Origin of the sequence: Mesorhizobium sp. M2A.F.Ca.ET.046.03.2.1, assembly GCF_003952425.1 — a bacterium.
Taxonomy (GTDB): Bacteria; Pseudomonadota; Alphaproteobacteria; order Rhizobiales; family Rhizobiaceae; genus Mesorhizobium.
Window position 1 is genome coordinate 1,507,640 of sequence record NZ_CP034449.1, and the last position, 14,466, is coordinate 1,522,105.

The following is a 14,466-nucleotide window of genomic DNA, read 5'->3' on the forward strand; positions in this document are numbered from 1 at the left end:
ATTAACGAAACGTTATCACCGCGATGCTATCGAGGGCGCAAACCCACGCTGCTCAAAAACGGATGATCCCTTTGCCGTCCGACGCTTCTGTATCGATCGCGGGACGGTCGCCGGAGCTTGCCGCCGAGACTGTCGAGGCGGTGGTGACGCTGCCGACCTTCAAGCGGCCGCAGCAGGTGCTGGAAACCCTGGCTTCGCTCAAGGCGCAGCGTACCGGCCGGCGCTTCGCCGTCATCGTCATGGAAAACGAGGCCGAGGCGCGCGAGGGTGCCGCCGCCGTGCTGCCGCTGTTCGAGAGCGGCGAGATGCCGGGACTTGTGATCGTCGCGCATGAGCGCGGCAATTGCAGCGCCTACAATGCCGGCTGGCAGACGGCGATCCTGCAGTTTCCCAACTTCAAGCACCTTCTTGTCATCGACGATGACGAGATCGCCGAGCCGGACTGGTTGGAGCGCATGTGCAAGGCCGCCGAGACGCTTCGCGCCGACATCGTCGGTGGCCCGCAAGTGCCGGTCTTCGCCGATCCGAGCCACGCCCGATGGGCCGAGCACCCGGTGTTCGCGCCGCCCTACCGGGAAACCGGTCGCGTTCCGGCGCTCTATTCGTCCGGCAATTTGCTGGTGGGACGCAACGTGCTGAAGGCCATGGGACCGCCCTTCCTCGATCTCAGGTTCAATTTCATGGGCGGCGGCGATTCCGACTTCCTCAGCCGTTCCGCGCAGAAAGGCTTCGTGCTCGGCTGGTGCGCCGAGGCAAAAGTCAACGAGACCGTGCCGGCCCGGCGCGTCGAGGCCGATTGGATCCGCGCCCGCAGCCTGCGCAATGGCGTGATCTCGACGCTGGTCGAAAAGAAGAAACGCGCCGGCACGCCGCTTGCCGGCCTCAAAGTGTTTCTCAAAAGCCTGGCGCTGCTCGCGGCCTCACCGCTCCGTGGCGCCATCCGGCTGGCGCGAACCGGCTCGCTGACGACCGGCCTCTACCCGGTCTATGTCGCGCTCGGCCGGGTGCTTGCCGAATTCGGATATGCCAATGAGCAGTACCGACAGCCTGAGAAGAATTGAGCGCGCGCCGCTCGGCGCCGCCTTCACCAAGGAAGGTGTGGCGACGGCGATCGCCGCGCTCCTGTTCACCGTCATCATGGTCTCGTTCCGGCCTTTCCAGCCGGCGGGAGCGGAACTCACCGGCGACGGCGGCGACATCGTCAACCAGCTCGGCTTCGGCTCGCTCGGCGCGATCTCGATCTTCTCGCTGCTCGCCTTTGCCGATCCGCGCGTGGTGCGTTCGCTGGTCAGCCCCTCCTGGGCGCTGATGCTGGGCTTCTTCTTCCTGTCGGTGGTGCTCGCCACTGATCCGCCGGTGGCGATGCGCGCCGCCTCCTTCACCATGATCGGCATCATCACCATGGCGACGATCCTGGTGCTGCCGCGCGACGCCGATTCCTTCGCCCGCGTGATCATCTTCACCGCCGTCGTGGTGATCGGCCTTTCCTATATCGGCCTGGTCGTCTTCCCGCATGAGGCCCTGCACACCGCCGACTCGCAGGAGCCGGAGCATGCCGGCCTGTGGCGCGGGGTCTTCACGCACAAGAACATCGCCGGGCCGGTGATGGCCTGTTTCAGTTTCGCCGGGCTCTATCTGTTCCGACGCGGCCAGCGCTGGTGGGGCGCCGGCATCTTCTGCGCCGCGATGATCTTCATGCTCCACACCGGCTCCAAGACGACCGCCGGACTTGTGCCGTTCTCGATCATGATCGTCGTGCTGCCCAGCCTCATCGGCATGCGGCTCGGCACGCCGATCCTGTTCGCGCTGGCGATCGTCGCGACCGCGGTCGGCACGCTCGGCATCGTCTTCATCCCGCCGGTGAAGCATCTGGCGGCGATCTATTTCCCCGATCTCACCTATACGGGGCGTACGACGCTTTGGGAGTTCGCCGGCGAGATGCTGGCGAAGAAGCCGTGGACCGGCTACGGCTACGAAAGCTTCTGGGGGACGCCACTGCTGCTCAACCAGGACCAGCCCTTCGACAGGCCCTGGGACATCCGCACCATCGTGCATGGCCATGACGGTTATCTCGACATCGCCGTGCTGATGGGCATCCCGGCGCTCTGCGTCGCCGTCTACACCTTCCTGATCGCCCCGTTGCGCGATTACATGCGCATCCTGCCGCGCAAGGAAAACATCTTCCTCGGCGACTTCTTCATGATGGTGGTGCTGTTCACGGCGCTGAACGGCTTCCTGGAAAGCTTCTTCTTCCATCGCGGCGATCCGGTCTGGCTGTTTTTCGTTCTCGGCGTGCTTGGCCTCAGGCAAGTCTCGCTGCGGCCGATCCCGGTTCGCCTGTCGCGATAGAGCGTTTCACCATTTCACCGGAACGGCGAACCCCGCTATCTCCGTCCTGACGCAGTTGCGTGCGGAAAGCCGCTCGCCCTTTCCGCGGAATTGCACTCAATCCTGGACGATCGATCTTCCTCATGCTGGGCTTTTCGCTGGCCGCGCAAGCGTCTAAGGAGAGCCATGCTAAGGAGATCTTGATGACGATCAGGCTCGTTCTCGCCGGCTGCGGCAATATGGGTTACGCCATGCTCTCGGGCTGGCTGAAGTCCGCAAGGCTCGAGCCGTCGGCGGTGTTCGTGGTCGAGCCCAACGCGGAACTGCGCCAGCGGGCCGAACATCTCGGCTGCCGCGTTTCCGCCGACGCCGGGGCCATTCCGGCCGATGCCGTGCCAGACCTCGTCGTCATCGCAGTAAAGCCGCAGGTGATCCGCGACGTGACGGCGCAGTACAAGCGCTTCGGCGATGGCAGGACGACTTTCGTCAGCATTGCCGCCGGCACGCCGGTCGCCACCTTCGAGGAAATCCTGGGCGAGCTCGCGCCGGTCATCCGTTGCATGCCGAACACGCCGGCCGCGATCGGCAAGGGCATGATGGTGGTGTTTTCCAACCCGCTGGTCTCCGATGACGTCCGGCGCTTCGTCCTTGAGCTGCTTTCGGCAAGCGGCGTCGTGACGACGATCGACGACGAGGGCCTCATGGACGCGGTGACGGCCGTCTCCGGCTCCGGCCCGGCCTATGTCTTCCACTTCATCGAAGCGCTGACCGTTGCGGCCGAGAAGGCCGGCCTGCCGGCCGAGACCGCGAAGCTGCTCGCCATGCAGACCGTCTTCGGCGCCGCCTCGCTCGCCGCTGAAAGCGACGAGGAGCCGGGCGTGCTGCGTCAGCAGGTGACCAGCCCCAACGGCACGACCGCCGCCGCGCTCGGCGTGCTGATGGGCGGCGACCGCCTGACAAAGCTCGTCACCGAAGCCGTGGAAGCGGCGCGGCTGCGGTCGATAGAGCTCGGCAAGTAGCGATCCGACAAACAATCCAGCCTGGGATGCGCCAAATCCACCAGGCCTGATCGACGATTGCCATATCGGCTAACCGATTTCCCGAACAATCGGTGGGTTTCCCTTTGGCCCAAAGGATTGCCGATTGACTTTGGCATAGACCGCCCAGATAAAACTTTCGTTCGCTGACAAAGGCAAATGTTCACTCATCTTGACTGAGCATTCCGTCCTCGTCGGCGAGTGGGGAGTGCCTTGGCCGGGAGGGTCGAGGCGTCATTGAGTTGCGGGCATCATTCACGCTTCGAGCCGAAGCCGATGCCCCTGGGGAGGTAGAATGGACACCATACTTGCAGGCTTAAAGGGAGCCATCGACACGCTCGGCGCGACTGTGCTCTTGCCGATCGTCATTTTCATCATCGCCGTGATCCTTGGAGCCAAGGTCAGCAAGGCATTCCGCGCCGCCATCACGATCGGCGTCGCCTTCATCGGCATCAACCTCGTGCTCGGCCTGATGTTCGCCTCTATCGGCTACGTGGCCAAGGCGATCGTCACCAACACCGGCATCCATCGCGACATCATCGATGTCGGCTGGCCGTCTGCCGCCGCGATCGCCTTCGGCTCGTCGGTCGGCCTTTGGGTCATCCCGGTCGGCATCCTGGTCAACATCGCGCTCCTGCTCACGCGCATGACACGCACGCTCAATGTCGACGTCTGGAACTTCTGGCATTTCGCCTTCGTCGGCTCGCTGGTCGTCGCCGCCACCAACAATCTGGCCTACGGCATCATCATCGCGGCGCTTGTCGCGGCACTTGCGCTGCTCTTCGCCGACTGGTCGGCGCGCGCGGTGCAGCAGTTCTACGGCGTGCCGGGCATTTCCGTGCCGCATCTCGCCTCGGCGCAGATCCTCCCGATCGCCATCATCCTCAACTGGATCATGGATCGCATCCCGGGCATCAACCGCATCAACATCAGCACCGAAACCATCGAACGCCGCTTCGGCGTGTTCGGCGAGCCGGTGATACTCGGGCTGATCATTGGCCTGGTGCTCGGCCTGATCGCCTTCTACAACGCTGGCGATCTCGGCACGGTGCTGGCCAAGGTGCTCGGCACCGGCATGACGCTGGCGGCGGTGATGCTGCTCCTGCCGCGCATGGTGAAGATCCTGACGGAGGGCCTGCTGCCGGTCTCGGACGCCGCACAGGAATTCGTGCGCAAGCGCACAGGCGACCGCGAGCTGCAGGTCGGGCTCGACTCGGCCATCCTGATCGGTCACCCCGCCGCGATCTCGTCGTCGCTGATCCTGGTGCCGATCGCGATCATCCTGTCGATCATCCTGCCCGGCAACCGCGTCATCCTGTTCGCCGACCTTGCCGTCATCCCGTTCATCGTCGCGATGACCGCGCCGCTGGTCAGGGGCAATGTCTTCCGCATGGTTGTCATCGGCACGGTGACGCTCGCCGTCGGCTTCTACGTCGCCAACGCGCTGGCGCCGCTGTTCACGAGTGCAGCCGTCGCCTCCGGCTTCAAGCTGCCGGCGGATGCGCTGCAGATCACCTCGGTGGTCGACGGCTTCCTCTGGGTTCCCTATGTGATCATCGAAGCGATCCAGGGGCTCGGCGTGATCGGCATCGTCGTCATCGCGGTGGTGATCGCTGCGCTGTTCCTGTTCTACCGCCGCAATCCGCTCGGCTGGGAGCGCGCGGCAGGCGCCGAGGACGAGCCGGCCGAAGGCACCGCCTGAGCCGGCCCCATCCTGAACTGACAATGACCTGTGCGCCCGAGCCACACGGCGGGCGCACGGTCCGCATCAATGGAGTGACCCTTGTCGAACGGCCTGATCCAACTCCTGGACCCCGAGGCAGTCGTCCTTGGCTCCGACGCCTCGACCAATGAGGAGATCATCCGCATCCTGGCCGCCAGGCTGGAGGCGTTGGGCTACGTCAAGAGCAGCTACGCCGACGCTGTCGTGCGGCGTGAGATGACGATCCCGACAGGCCTGCCGCTGGAGCGCGCCGACAATGTCGCGGTTCCGCATACCGACCCCGAACATGTGCTGAAGCCGGGTGTCGCGATGGGCACGCTCAAGCGGCCCGTCACCTTCGCCAATATGGAAGATCCCGACGAGAAGCTGCCGGTGGGCCTCGTCTTCCTGCTTGCCATCAATGACAAGGACAAGCAGATTGACACGCTGCAGACCGTCATGGTCACCATCCAGAATCCCGCGGCGCTGGATGGCTTGAGGACGGCCAGGACCTTCGACGACGTCCGCGCCATTCTCGGCTGACAAAGGAAAGAACATGTCCAGACAGAAAACCATTCTTTTTGCCTGCGGCACGGGCGTCGCGACCTCGACCGCGGTCAATGCGGCGGTGACCGAAGCGATGAAGAAGCGCGGCCTCACCTTTCATGCGCAGCAGGCCAAGGCAACGGAAGTGCCCGGACTGGCCGACAACGTCGATTTCATCGTTGCCACCACACCGATCTCGGCATCCGTGAAGAAGCCGGTGATCAAGGGGCTCCCCTTCCTCACCGGCATCGGCAAGGACAAGGCGCTGGACGAGATCGAGGCGGAACTGCGCAAATAGAGCAATTCCAGGAAAAAGTGTGAGCGGTTAAATTCGGCGCCTTCGCCGTAACCTTCCGTCCGGAATTGCGTCAAAACAAAGGGATAGAGCCGGTTCAGCCTGACAGGGCCGGCGAAGCGATCTTCGCTCCGTGGAGCATGTCGTCCTGCAGCCGGCGCAGGGCGTAGAGCCTCGTCGTCCGGTCCGGCGCGGCATTGTCCTCGGTCAACAACTCGCCCTTCTTCACCGGCTTCAGCACCTTGCCGCCTTCGAGCAAGCCGACCGGCACGGCGCGGCTTGCCCGGGCATCGCCAACGGTCATGGTCCAGGAGCGGTAGCAGGTCTCGCCGATGGCATCGAAGGTCTCCCCGGCGGCAAGGTCGCGCTTGGCCACCGCGCAGACCTCCGCCACCGGCCTCGGCAGCGGCACCATGTCGGGCTTGCCATAGAGCATGATGCGGGCGGCGGTCAGCGGAACCTCCAGAGAAGTCAGGTGATAGGGCCGGAACAGGCCATAATAAGGGCCCTTGCCGACATGGAGATCGTCCATGCGCTCGACGACGCGGGGATGGATCGCCTCGACGATGACGAAGACGCCGGGCGCCACGCCCTTGCCGATCGTGTAGTCGACGACGCCTTTCCGGGAGAGGAGGCCGCCATCGGCTTTCGGGATCAGCACCTTGGCCAGTTGATCGCGATCGGCCCTGGGGCCATGCATGCCCGGGATATCCGGGACCAGGCCGGTGGCATTGGCGATGGCGCACATCTCGACCATGGTCTTCGAGCCGTCGACGAATTCGACCAGCATGCGCGGGTTCATGTTCCGGCGCGCGGCCTCTTCCCGGTAGTCGTCCGGAACGGCGTCATGGTTGAGCGGATTGTTCTTGCCCTTGCCCGCCGCGACGATGCTTAACCCAAGCGCCGAGGCGAATTCGATCAGTTCCATGCAGCTTGACGGCTCGTCGCCGGCGCCGACGGAGTAGACCACTCCCAGCCGGTCGGCCTGCTGCTTCAGGTAACAGCCGATGGTCACGTCGGCCTCGACATTCATCATCACCAGATGCTTGCCATGTTCCATGGCCATCAGATCGAAATCGGCGGCGACGCCCGGCTTGCCGGTGGCGTCGATGATCACGTCGATCAGCGGGTTGGTGACCAGCATCTCGTTCGAGGTGATGGCGATCCGGCCGTCTTCGATCGCCCGGGTGACCTTGGAAGCGGTTTCGGCCTCTACCGCCATCGCCTCGTCGCCATAGGCGATGCGGACCGCCTCGCGGGCGGTATGCGGGCGCCGCGTGGAGATGGCGGCGATCGATATGCCCGGCATCAGCATACCCTGGGTAACCAGATCGGTCCCCATCTCGCCGGAGCCGATGACACCGACGCGCACCGGCCTGCCCTCGGCGGCGCGGCGGGCGAGATCGCGGGCAAGCCCGGTCAAGGCGATATTGGTCATGCAAGAAAACTCACGGCTTTTTGCTCCGGCCCGCAATACAGGGAACGATCCGCGTTTGCCAAATCAAACCAGCCCGAGATGGCGATTTCTTGCGAATGCTTTGCAAGGCCGCGGCAGATTTCGCGGGAGCTTGTGCATGGCGGCCGCACGATTCGCCGTTTCTTTCAGACCGTTAACCATTGCAGCGCGCTTTGAGCTGGAAAAGCTCGGACGGGCGCACTCGGTTTCTGTGCCATTTTTGCTACAGGCTCCGGCCCTAATGCCTGGAATTGCAATTTTGAGGGGTGTCTAATCCATTATATGCTCACAACCGCGAAAAATCTGATAGACACTGGTCGAAAGCTCCGGTGGCAGGCTTGGGCAAATAAGCGCCAATAAAAAACAATGGCGCGGGGATAGTCACGGGGTAGATATGACCAGGACGGGTAAAGTGACCGTCGGCTGGCGCCTTGCGCTTGCCGTCACGGTGTCGATGTTGGCTTGCGGTAGCGCCAGCGCACTCACACTCAAAGAAGCCGTTGCCGTCGCAGTGGAATCCAATCCGGAGATTGGCCAGGCGATCGAAAACCGCGAAGCGATCGAATTCGAGTTGCGCCAGGCGAAAGGCCTTTATCTTCCCAGCGTCGATCTGGAAGCCTCGACCGGCGTTCGCCGCCTGGACAATGACACACGGCGCGCGCTCGACGAGGATCACAGAGCCCTCTATCCGAACGAGGCCGACCTCACCGTCTCGCAGACGCTTTACGACAGCGGCGCGCGACGCGCGGAGCTGAACCGCCAGGCCTCGCGGGTCGACGGAGCTTCCTTCAGGGTTCTGGAGCGGTCCGAGTTCATCGGGCTCGCGGTCGTCCAGGACTATCTGGAATACATGCTGCAGGCTTCGATCGTGGCCGAGGCCAAGAAGAACCTTGGCTTCCATCAGTCCATTCTCAGCGACATCAAGCAAGGCATCGCGGGCGGCGCGCTCAACGACGCCGACCGGCAGCAGGCCGAGGAACGCCTTTTTGCCGCCAAGGCGCGGATGCAGGAGGCAACCGAAGAACTCGAGGCGGCCAAGATCCGCTTCTTCAAGAATGTCGGCAAGCCGCTGACCAGCCCATCGCGGCCGGCCGATGTCTCGGCCGCCCTGCCGCGGTCGCTGGACGACGCGATCGGGCTTGCCAGGCAGAACAATCCGCGTGTCCATATGGCCAACAGCGATATCGACGCCGCGGCCTCGCTGGTCGATGCGGCGCGGGCGAAATACGGTCCGACGATCACCGCCGAGGGTGTTGCCCGCGGCGGGTCTGATATCGATGGCGATAATGGCGACACCAGCGACCTGCAGGCTCGGGTGGTGCTGCGCTGGAATCTGTACCGCGGCGGCATCGACAAGGCCAACGAGCAGGAACAGATCCGCCGCACCAGCGAGCAGCGTCTTGCGCTGCACCAGGTGCTGCGCGAAATCGAGGAAGCCGTCCGCACCTCGTGGGACCGACGCTTCCGCCAGGCGGATCTCGCAAAGACGCTGCGGCAGCAGGCAGCCACCAACGAAAAGCTCGTCGCGTCCTATCGCGAACAGTTCAAGGTCGGACAGCGCTCGCTGCTCGATGTGCTCGATGCCCAGAACACGCGCTTCAACACCGCGACACTGGCCGACACGTCGTCCTACGCATCGCTGTTCGCGGAATACCGGCTGCTGGCCGCGACCGGCGAATTGCTGAAGACGCTCAACATCCAGCCGGCCAAGCAGTCCGCGGCCTACGCTCGTGAGGAATTCGGTGTGCCGGCCACGGCCGATACCGAGACCTATGCGCGCACGCCGTCGGAGCAGAAGAACGATCTGCCGTTCGACATCCTCGCGCCGGTCAGGAAAAAGTAGACGATGTAAGCATCGATCTTGCAGTCCTTCGGGGCGGATCGTGAACCAACAACCTCATATCTTATCGCCCAAGGAGGCTTTCAAAGCCTGCTTCTGCGCTGTTGCGGCCTATCTCGGCAGGCCGAGCGCGGAAACGGTGCTGTTTGCCGGCGTGCCGATTTCGGAGACGCGCATCGAGCCGGATGAAATCCGCCATCTGGCCGAGCGCATCGGACTGGAGGTCCAGGATTTCAGCCATCGCGATTTCCTGCGCGGCCGCTTCGATCTCCCGGCGATTGTCTTCCGCGTCAGCCAATTGCCGATCGCGCTGCTGGCGGAAGTGGAGGGCGGGCAATATCTGACGGCGCCCCAGGAAAACGGCCGCACCACGATCGACAGGGCGGAACTCGCCGAGAACTACATCAGCGGCGGCACGTCCTTTTCGATCACCTATGGCAACACGGCCGAAGAGATGACCGTCGGCACGGCCGCGCGGATCGAAAGGCGCCACTGGCTGACCGGCACCATGGGGGCGTTCTGGCGCACCTATTCCAAGGTGGTGCTGTCGGCGGTCTTCATCAATCTTTTGGCGATCGCCTCGCCGATCTTCACCATGAATGTCTACGACCGCATCCTGCCGAACAAGGCGATCTCCACGCTTTGGGTGCTGGCGCTCGGCATCGGCGCGGCCATCCTGTTCGACCTGCTGCTCAAGACGGCCAGGGCGTCGCTGATCGACTATGCCGGACGCAAGGCGGATTTGCGGATATCCTATCTGCTGTTCGAAAAGGTGCTGAATTCCTCGCTTTCGGCCCGGCCCGGATCGACCGGCGAATACGCAAACCGTGTCACGCAATACGAGTTCGTGCGCGAGTTCTTCACCTCGAACACCATCAGCGTCTTCATCGACACGATGTTCGTGTTCGTCTTCCTGGCTGTGATCTATGCCATCGGCGGCTGGCTGGTGATCATACCGGCGCTGGCTTTCATCATCTCCGTCATCGTCGGGCTGATGACGCAGCGGCGGATCGGCAAGCGGGTCGCGGCCTCGATGAACGAGGCATCGCAGCGCCAGGCCCTGCTGGTCGAATCCATTTCCACGCTGGAGACGATCAAGTCGCTGCGCGCCGAGGCCTATCTGCTGCGCAAATGGGGCGAGCACTCGAAGAACGCGGCCAACACCTCGGAGAAGATCAAGGAGCTCTCGGCGGCGGCAGGCAACATCACCGGCGCCATCCAGCAATTCGTGACAGTCGCCCTGGTTGTGGCCGGCGCCTATGCCTTCTCCGAGGGACAGGTCTCGACGGGCGCCATCATCGGCACCGTGATGCTCGCCGGCCGCGCCGTGGCGCCGCTCGGCCAGATCGCGATCACGCTTGCGCGTTTTCGGCAGGCCATGCTGTCGCTCAGGATCATCAACACGATCATGTCGCAGCCGGAGGACCGCCCCGACACGGTCGGTTTCGTCAACCGGCCGATCCGCAGCGGCGCGCTCGTCTTCAGGAATGTCGGTTTCGCCTATCCCGGCACGGAAAACGAGGTTCTGAGCGGGCTCAACATCACGGTCAGGCCCGGCGAGCGGGTGGGCATCATCGGCCGCATCGGTTCCGGCAAGACCACGATGGGCCGCCTGATCGGCCGGCTTTTCCTGCCCACGTCGGGGGAACTGCTCATCGACGGCATCGACATCCGCCAATACCATCCGTCGGAGGTTCGCGCCGCGGTCGGCATCGTCGCGCAGGCCGGCGACCTGTTTTCGGGAACCATCAAGGAGAACCTCCTGATGGCGGCGCCGGAAGCGACCGACGGGGAGATCATCGACGCGGCGAAGGCCGCGGGCGTCGACGACTTCGTCTCGCGGCACCCGCGCGGCTACGACATGAATGTCGGCGAGCGCGGCACCAATCTCTCGGGCGGGCAAAGACAGTCGGTGGCAATCGCCCGGCTGCTTTTGACGAAGCCGACGATCGTCTTCCTCGACGAGCCGTCGGGTTCGATGGACCTCGCCTCGGAACGGCAGTTGATCAAGCAGCTCAAGGTGGCGTTCGACCGCAACACGACGCTGATCGTATCGACCCATCGCTACAGCATGCTGGAGCTTGCCGACCGCCTCATCGTCATCGAGCAAGGCCGCGTCGTCGCCGACGGGCCAAAGGAACAAGTCATCCAGGCGCTGCAGAAAGGCAGTGCCTGACCGGAACGCAGACATGCTTGCAAGGGAAGACCGGCCACCTCTTTTCGCCTCCGCGTCCGTCTACATCGTCGGCGCCCTGTTCGTGTGCTTCACGGGCTGGGCATCATTTGCCGAGGTGGACGAGATCGCGCGCGGCGAAGGCAAGGTGATACCCGCCTCGAAGACGCAGGTCATCCAAGCCAGCGAACCCGGCGTCGTGCAGGAGATCGCCGTCCAGATCGGCCAGACCGTCAAGAAGAACGACCTCATCATCCGTCTCGACAATTCGGGCAACACGTCGAGCCTGGGCGAGGAGAAGGCCAAGGCGCGAGCGCTGCAGGCACGCATCGCGCGGCTGCAGTTCGAGCAGAGCGGCAATGTCGAAGGGGCCTTCCCCTGCCCCACGGAAATCCAGACGGTTGCGCCGGAAATTTGCGACAACGAGCAAAAGCTGCTCGTCGCGCGCCGCGACAATTTCGAGGTCAAGTTGTCGGTTCTCAAATCGCGCCTCGACCAGCGCGAGAAGGAGCTGGACGAGGCCACCGCCAATTCAGACCGCCTGGCCAAGAGCCTGGCCGTGACCGACCAGGAAGCGGCGCTGGTGGAACCCATGGTCAAGAAGGGCCTGATGGCCAGGACCGAGCAGATCCGCGTCGAGCGCGAGCAGACCGACCTGCACGGACAGCTGGCACTCGCCGGAGAGACCATCAAGAAGACCCAGGCGGCAATCACCGAAGCGCAGCTTCAGGTGAACGAGCTCGGCCTGCAATTGCAGCAAGAGGCGCTGAGCGACCTGACGCAGGCGCTTGCCGACCTTTCCGTCGTCGACGAAACCATCCGCGGCGCCACCGACAAGGTCGCGCGCACCGATATACGCTCGCCGGTCGACGGCATCGTCAACACGCTCGACGTCAACACGCTCGGCGCCTTCGTGCAGCCGGGCGCGGTCGTGGCCGGCATCGTGCCGACATCCGAGACGCTGCTGGTCGAGGCTCGGGTTTCGCCGCGCGACGTTGCCTTCATCCAGCCGAACCAGGAGGCGCTGATCAAGGTCACGGCCTATGATTTCTCGATCTTCGGCGGCATCGAGGGCAAGGTCTCCAACATCACCGCCGACAGTCTCGTCGACCAGAAGACCGGCGAGCCCTATTATCAGGTGCGCGTCGCCACCGAGAAGTCGACGCTGACGAGGAACGGCAAGACCTATTCGATCATCCCCGGCATGATCTGCTCGGTCGACATCAAGACCGGACGCAAGACGATCCTCAACTATCTCTTGAAGCCGATCAACAAGGCGCGTCAGGAGGCGATGAGTGAACGATAGCGCAATGCGCCCGGACACTCCGCGCGAACGGCTGCTGCCGGCGCTCGCGGCCGAGGATTTCGGCCCGGAATTCCGCGTCGTGGCGCGCGGCGGCGTACGTCGCGGCATCCGGCTGGAGCGCGCCTTCTGGGTGTCGCTGAAGCACATGGCGGAAAGCCGCAAATGCACGATCGGTATGCTGGTCGAGGAGATCGCCGAGCATCATCCCGAGGGCAACCTCACCTCGGCGATCCGGGTCGCCTGCATGCGCGGTCTTGCCGAGGAAAGCATGAAATTGCGCAAGCTCGCCTCGATCCGCACGATCAACGCGATCCTGGTCGCCTGCCCATCACCGGCTTTCGCGCTGTCGTCGTCGAAGAAGATCCTGGCCTTCAACACGCCGTTCCAGCAACTGGTCAGGCGACAGTTGCCGAGCGCGCCCGGAGAGGATGGGCGGCAGGATTTGAAGCTGGCGCTCGATCTCAACGTCACCGATATCTTCGCCAGGCTCGACGCCAATGGCGAAACGCCGGTCACCAGCGGCTTCGTCATCGGCGCCGGCGAGCGGCGCTATCGTGGCCAGCTCAGCGCCGTGCGCGCGCCTGTCGCCGAGCCGGAACTTCTGATGGCCTTTGTCTTCAACGGGTAGCGTACCTCAGGAAGAACGCGCAGCGATTTCCTGTGCTTCTGCGTGTCGCGAAAAGGCGACCCGCCCCAGTCTATTGCCTCATATCCGAAGCCAATGACGATTCCGGCGATCCTTCGCCGGGCGCCACCGTCGCGAAGCCGCCGGCGATGTCGGCGATCTGCGCGCCGGACTTCGATCCGTGGATCCAGGCGCGATCGGTGCTGAAGGAATAGAGCGGAACATAGTCGGGCAGGTCGCTGTCGCGCAGGACCGCATTGCCCAGGCTGTCGAGGATGAAGGCGCCGCTTCCCGTGCTGACCGACAGCACGGCATGGAAGAACTTGCGGCGGCGATCCTGGAGCACCACCAGCGACATGCTCTGCGCCGGAATGCCGGCCCTGAGCAGCGCCGCCATCTTGAGTATGGCGAAGTCCTCGCAATCGCCTGCGCGATGCTCGAGGATTTCCGAAGGCTTTGCCCAATAGTCGAGCTTGCCGTAGACGGCGCTGTCCTTGCGATAGGCGATCAGGCGGTTGATGCTTGAGTTGACGAAGGACAGCTTGTCGCGAAAGCCCTTGCCGGCGGCAATGTCGATGATCTCGGAGAAAGCCGGACTCTCATGGTCGCAAGGGCTGCCCGCCGTGCAGTCGACGATGGCCTTGTAGACGGGAGCCCAGCGCGCCGCTACCGGGAAGTTGCGCATCGACAAGGCGACGGAGCCGAAGACACCGGGGATGATCGCGGCGGTATGGATCGGGTCTATGCCGGGTTCGGCCTTGGCGGCGGAAAGCGCTTCAACCTCGGCCGCCGGCGCGTAGCCAGTCGAAATGTCCGCGGTGCGGTATGCGACAGCTGGCTGCCAGGGCTGCGGCCGGGCCAGCGAAACGCCACCGAGGCTCGCCGGCGCAACCACCTTCTGCAGGGCCGGTTCCGGGCTCGAATTCGCGCTGGCGGATGATGGATTTGCGAAGCCGGCAAGGCCGGCAGCCAGCAAGAGTACCTTGATCCCCGTCATTCCCGGGGCTGCTTTTTGTATTTTCATAACGCCCACCTTTGACTGTGGACACTACCAATCTTGTCTCAAATTATCGGAAAGGAAGGTGGGTAAGTTTCGGCGAATCACGCTATTCCATTTTTTGTCAAATTTTATTCAAATTTATACTTTCATTTACCAAA

The 14,466-nt window shown here is 63.6% G+C and carries 12 protein-coding genes; 10 read left to right on the forward strand and 2 right to left on the reverse strand.

The features are described 5' to 3' along the window. The first annotated feature begins 62 nt into the window (after positions 1-62). From EJ072_RS07195 to EJ072_RS07220, 6 genes are all read left to right on the forward strand, one after another. Positions 63-1,061 carry a glycosyltransferase gene (locus EJ072_RS07195; RefSeq protein WP_126079102.1) on the forward strand — a complete coding sequence of 333 codons (999 nt, stop codon included), beginning with the start codon at positions 63-65 and terminating at the stop codon, positions 1,059-1,061. After that, positions 1,030-2,349 carry an O-antigen ligase gene (locus EJ072_RS07200; RefSeq protein ID WP_126079103.1) on the forward strand — a complete coding sequence of 440 codons (1,320 nt, stop codon included), beginning with the start codon at positions 1,030-1,032 and terminating at the stop codon, positions 2,347-2,349. The genes EJ072_RS07195 and EJ072_RS07200 overlap by 32 nt, the downstream gene beginning before the upstream one ends. Before the next feature lie 182 nt (positions 2,350-2,531). Next, positions 2,532-3,347 carry a pyrroline-5-carboxylate reductase gene (proC, locus tag EJ072_RS07205; RefSeq protein ID WP_126079104.1) on the forward strand — a complete coding sequence of 272 codons (816 nt, stop codon included), beginning with the start codon at positions 2,532-2,534 and terminating at the stop codon, positions 3,345-3,347. 313 nt (positions 3,348-3,660) lie between these two features. Next, positions 3,661-5,067, forward strand: a complete 1,407-nt coding sequence (locus EJ072_RS07210) for a PTS transporter subunit IIC (RefSeq protein ID WP_126079105.1) — start codon at positions 3,661-3,663, stop codon at positions 5,065-5,067. Between the two features lie 81 nt (positions 5,068-5,148). Beyond that, entirely contained in the window at positions 5,149-5,610 is a 462-nt protein-coding gene (locus tag EJ072_RS07215) for a PTS sugar transporter subunit IIA (RefSeq protein ID WP_126079106.1), read from the forward strand. Positions 5,611-5,623: 13 nt separating this feature from the next. Then, entirely contained in the window at positions 5,624-5,911 is a 288-nt protein-coding gene (locus EJ072_RS07220; RefSeq protein WP_126062533.1) for a PTS sugar transporter subunit IIB, read from the forward strand. A 94-nt stretch (positions 5,912-6,005) separates the two neighbouring features. On the opposite strand, the gene EJ072_RS07225 is transcribed toward EJ072_RS07220, so the two are convergent. Continuing rightward, positions 6,006-7,346: an NAD(P)H-dependent oxidoreductase gene (locus EJ072_RS07225; RefSeq protein WP_126079107.1), complete on the reverse strand. Its 1,341-nt coding sequence runs from the start codon at positions 7,344-7,346 to the stop codon at positions 6,006-6,008. Between the two features lie 412 nt (positions 7,347-7,758). Here EJ072_RS07225 and EJ072_RS07230 point away from each other — a divergent pair, with 412 nt between their 5' ends. The 4 genes from EJ072_RS07230 to EJ072_RS07245 are packed head-to-tail and all read left to right on the forward strand — an operon-like array spanning position 7,759 to position 13,311. Continuing rightward, on the forward strand, positions 7,759-9,207 hold the full coding sequence (locus EJ072_RS07230) for a TolC family outer membrane protein (protein ID WP_126079108.1): 1,449 nt from the start codon (positions 7,759-7,761) through the stop codon (positions 9,205-9,207). A 40-nt stretch (positions 9,208-9,247) separates the two neighbouring features. Continuing rightward, positions 9,248-11,380, forward strand: a complete 2,133-nt coding sequence (locus EJ072_RS07235; RefSeq protein ID WP_126079109.1) for a type I secretion system permease/ATPase — start codon at positions 9,248-9,250, stop codon at positions 11,378-11,380. A gap of 13 nt (positions 11,381-11,393) precedes the next feature. Further along, positions 11,394-12,683: an HlyD family type I secretion periplasmic adaptor subunit gene (locus tag EJ072_RS07240; protein ID WP_042640892.1), complete on the forward strand. Its 1,290-nt coding sequence runs from the start codon at positions 11,394-11,396 to the stop codon at positions 12,681-12,683. Beyond that, complete coding sequence (locus EJ072_RS07245; protein ID WP_189342137.1) at positions 12,673-13,311, forward strand: ribbon-helix-helix domain-containing protein; 639 nt, start codon at positions 12,673-12,675, stop codon at positions 13,309-13,311. Before EJ072_RS07240 ends, EJ072_RS07245 begins: the two co-directional genes overlap by 11 nt. A gap of 70 nt (positions 13,312-13,381) precedes the next feature. Here the strand turns inward: EJ072_RS07245 and EJ072_RS07250 are convergent, their stop codons facing one another. Continuing rightward, positions 13,382-14,305 carry a transglutaminase-like cysteine peptidase gene (locus EJ072_RS07250; protein ID WP_348526231.1) on the reverse strand — a complete coding sequence of 308 codons (924 nt, stop codon included), beginning with the start codon at positions 14,303-14,305 and terminating at the stop codon, positions 13,382-13,384. Positions 14,306-14,466 lie beyond the last annotated feature (161 nt).

Excerpts from the sequence above, each read along its gene's own strand:
- EJ072_RS07195 (WP_126079102.1), top strand. The coding sequence starts at position 63 with ATGATCCCTTTGCCGTCCGACGCTTCTGTATCGATCGCGGGACGGTCG.
- EJ072_RS07200 (WP_126079103.1), top strand. The coding sequence starts at position 1,030 with ATGAGCAGTACCGACAGCCTGAGAAGAATTGAGCGCGCGCCGCTCGGC.
- proC (WP_126079104.1), top strand. The coding sequence starts at position 2,532 with ATGACGATCAGGCTCGTTCTCGCCGGCTGCGGCAATATGGGTTACGCC.
- EJ072_RS07210 (WP_126079105.1), top strand. The coding sequence starts at position 3,661 with ATGGACACCATACTTGCAGGCTTAAAGGGAGCCATCGACACGCTCGGC.
- EJ072_RS07220 (WP_126062533.1), top strand. The coding sequence starts at position 5,624 with ATGTCCAGACAGAAAACCATTCTTTTTGCCTGCGGCACGGGCGTCGCG.
- EJ072_RS07225 (WP_126079107.1), bottom strand. The coding sequence starts at position 7,346 with ATGACCAATATCGCCTTGACCGGGCTTGCCCGCGATCTCGCCCGCCGC.
- EJ072_RS07230 (WP_126079108.1), top strand. The coding sequence starts at position 7,759 with ATGACCAGGACGGGTAAAGTGACCGTCGGCTGGCGCCTTGCGCTTGCC.
- EJ072_RS07240 (WP_042640892.1), top strand. The coding sequence starts at position 11,394 with ATGCTTGCAAGGGAAGACCGGCCACCTCTTTTCGCCTCCGCGTCCGTC.
- EJ072_RS07250 (WP_348526231.1), bottom strand. The coding sequence starts at position 14,305 with ATGACGGGGATCAAGGTACTCTTGCTGGCTGCCGGCCTTGCCGGCTTC.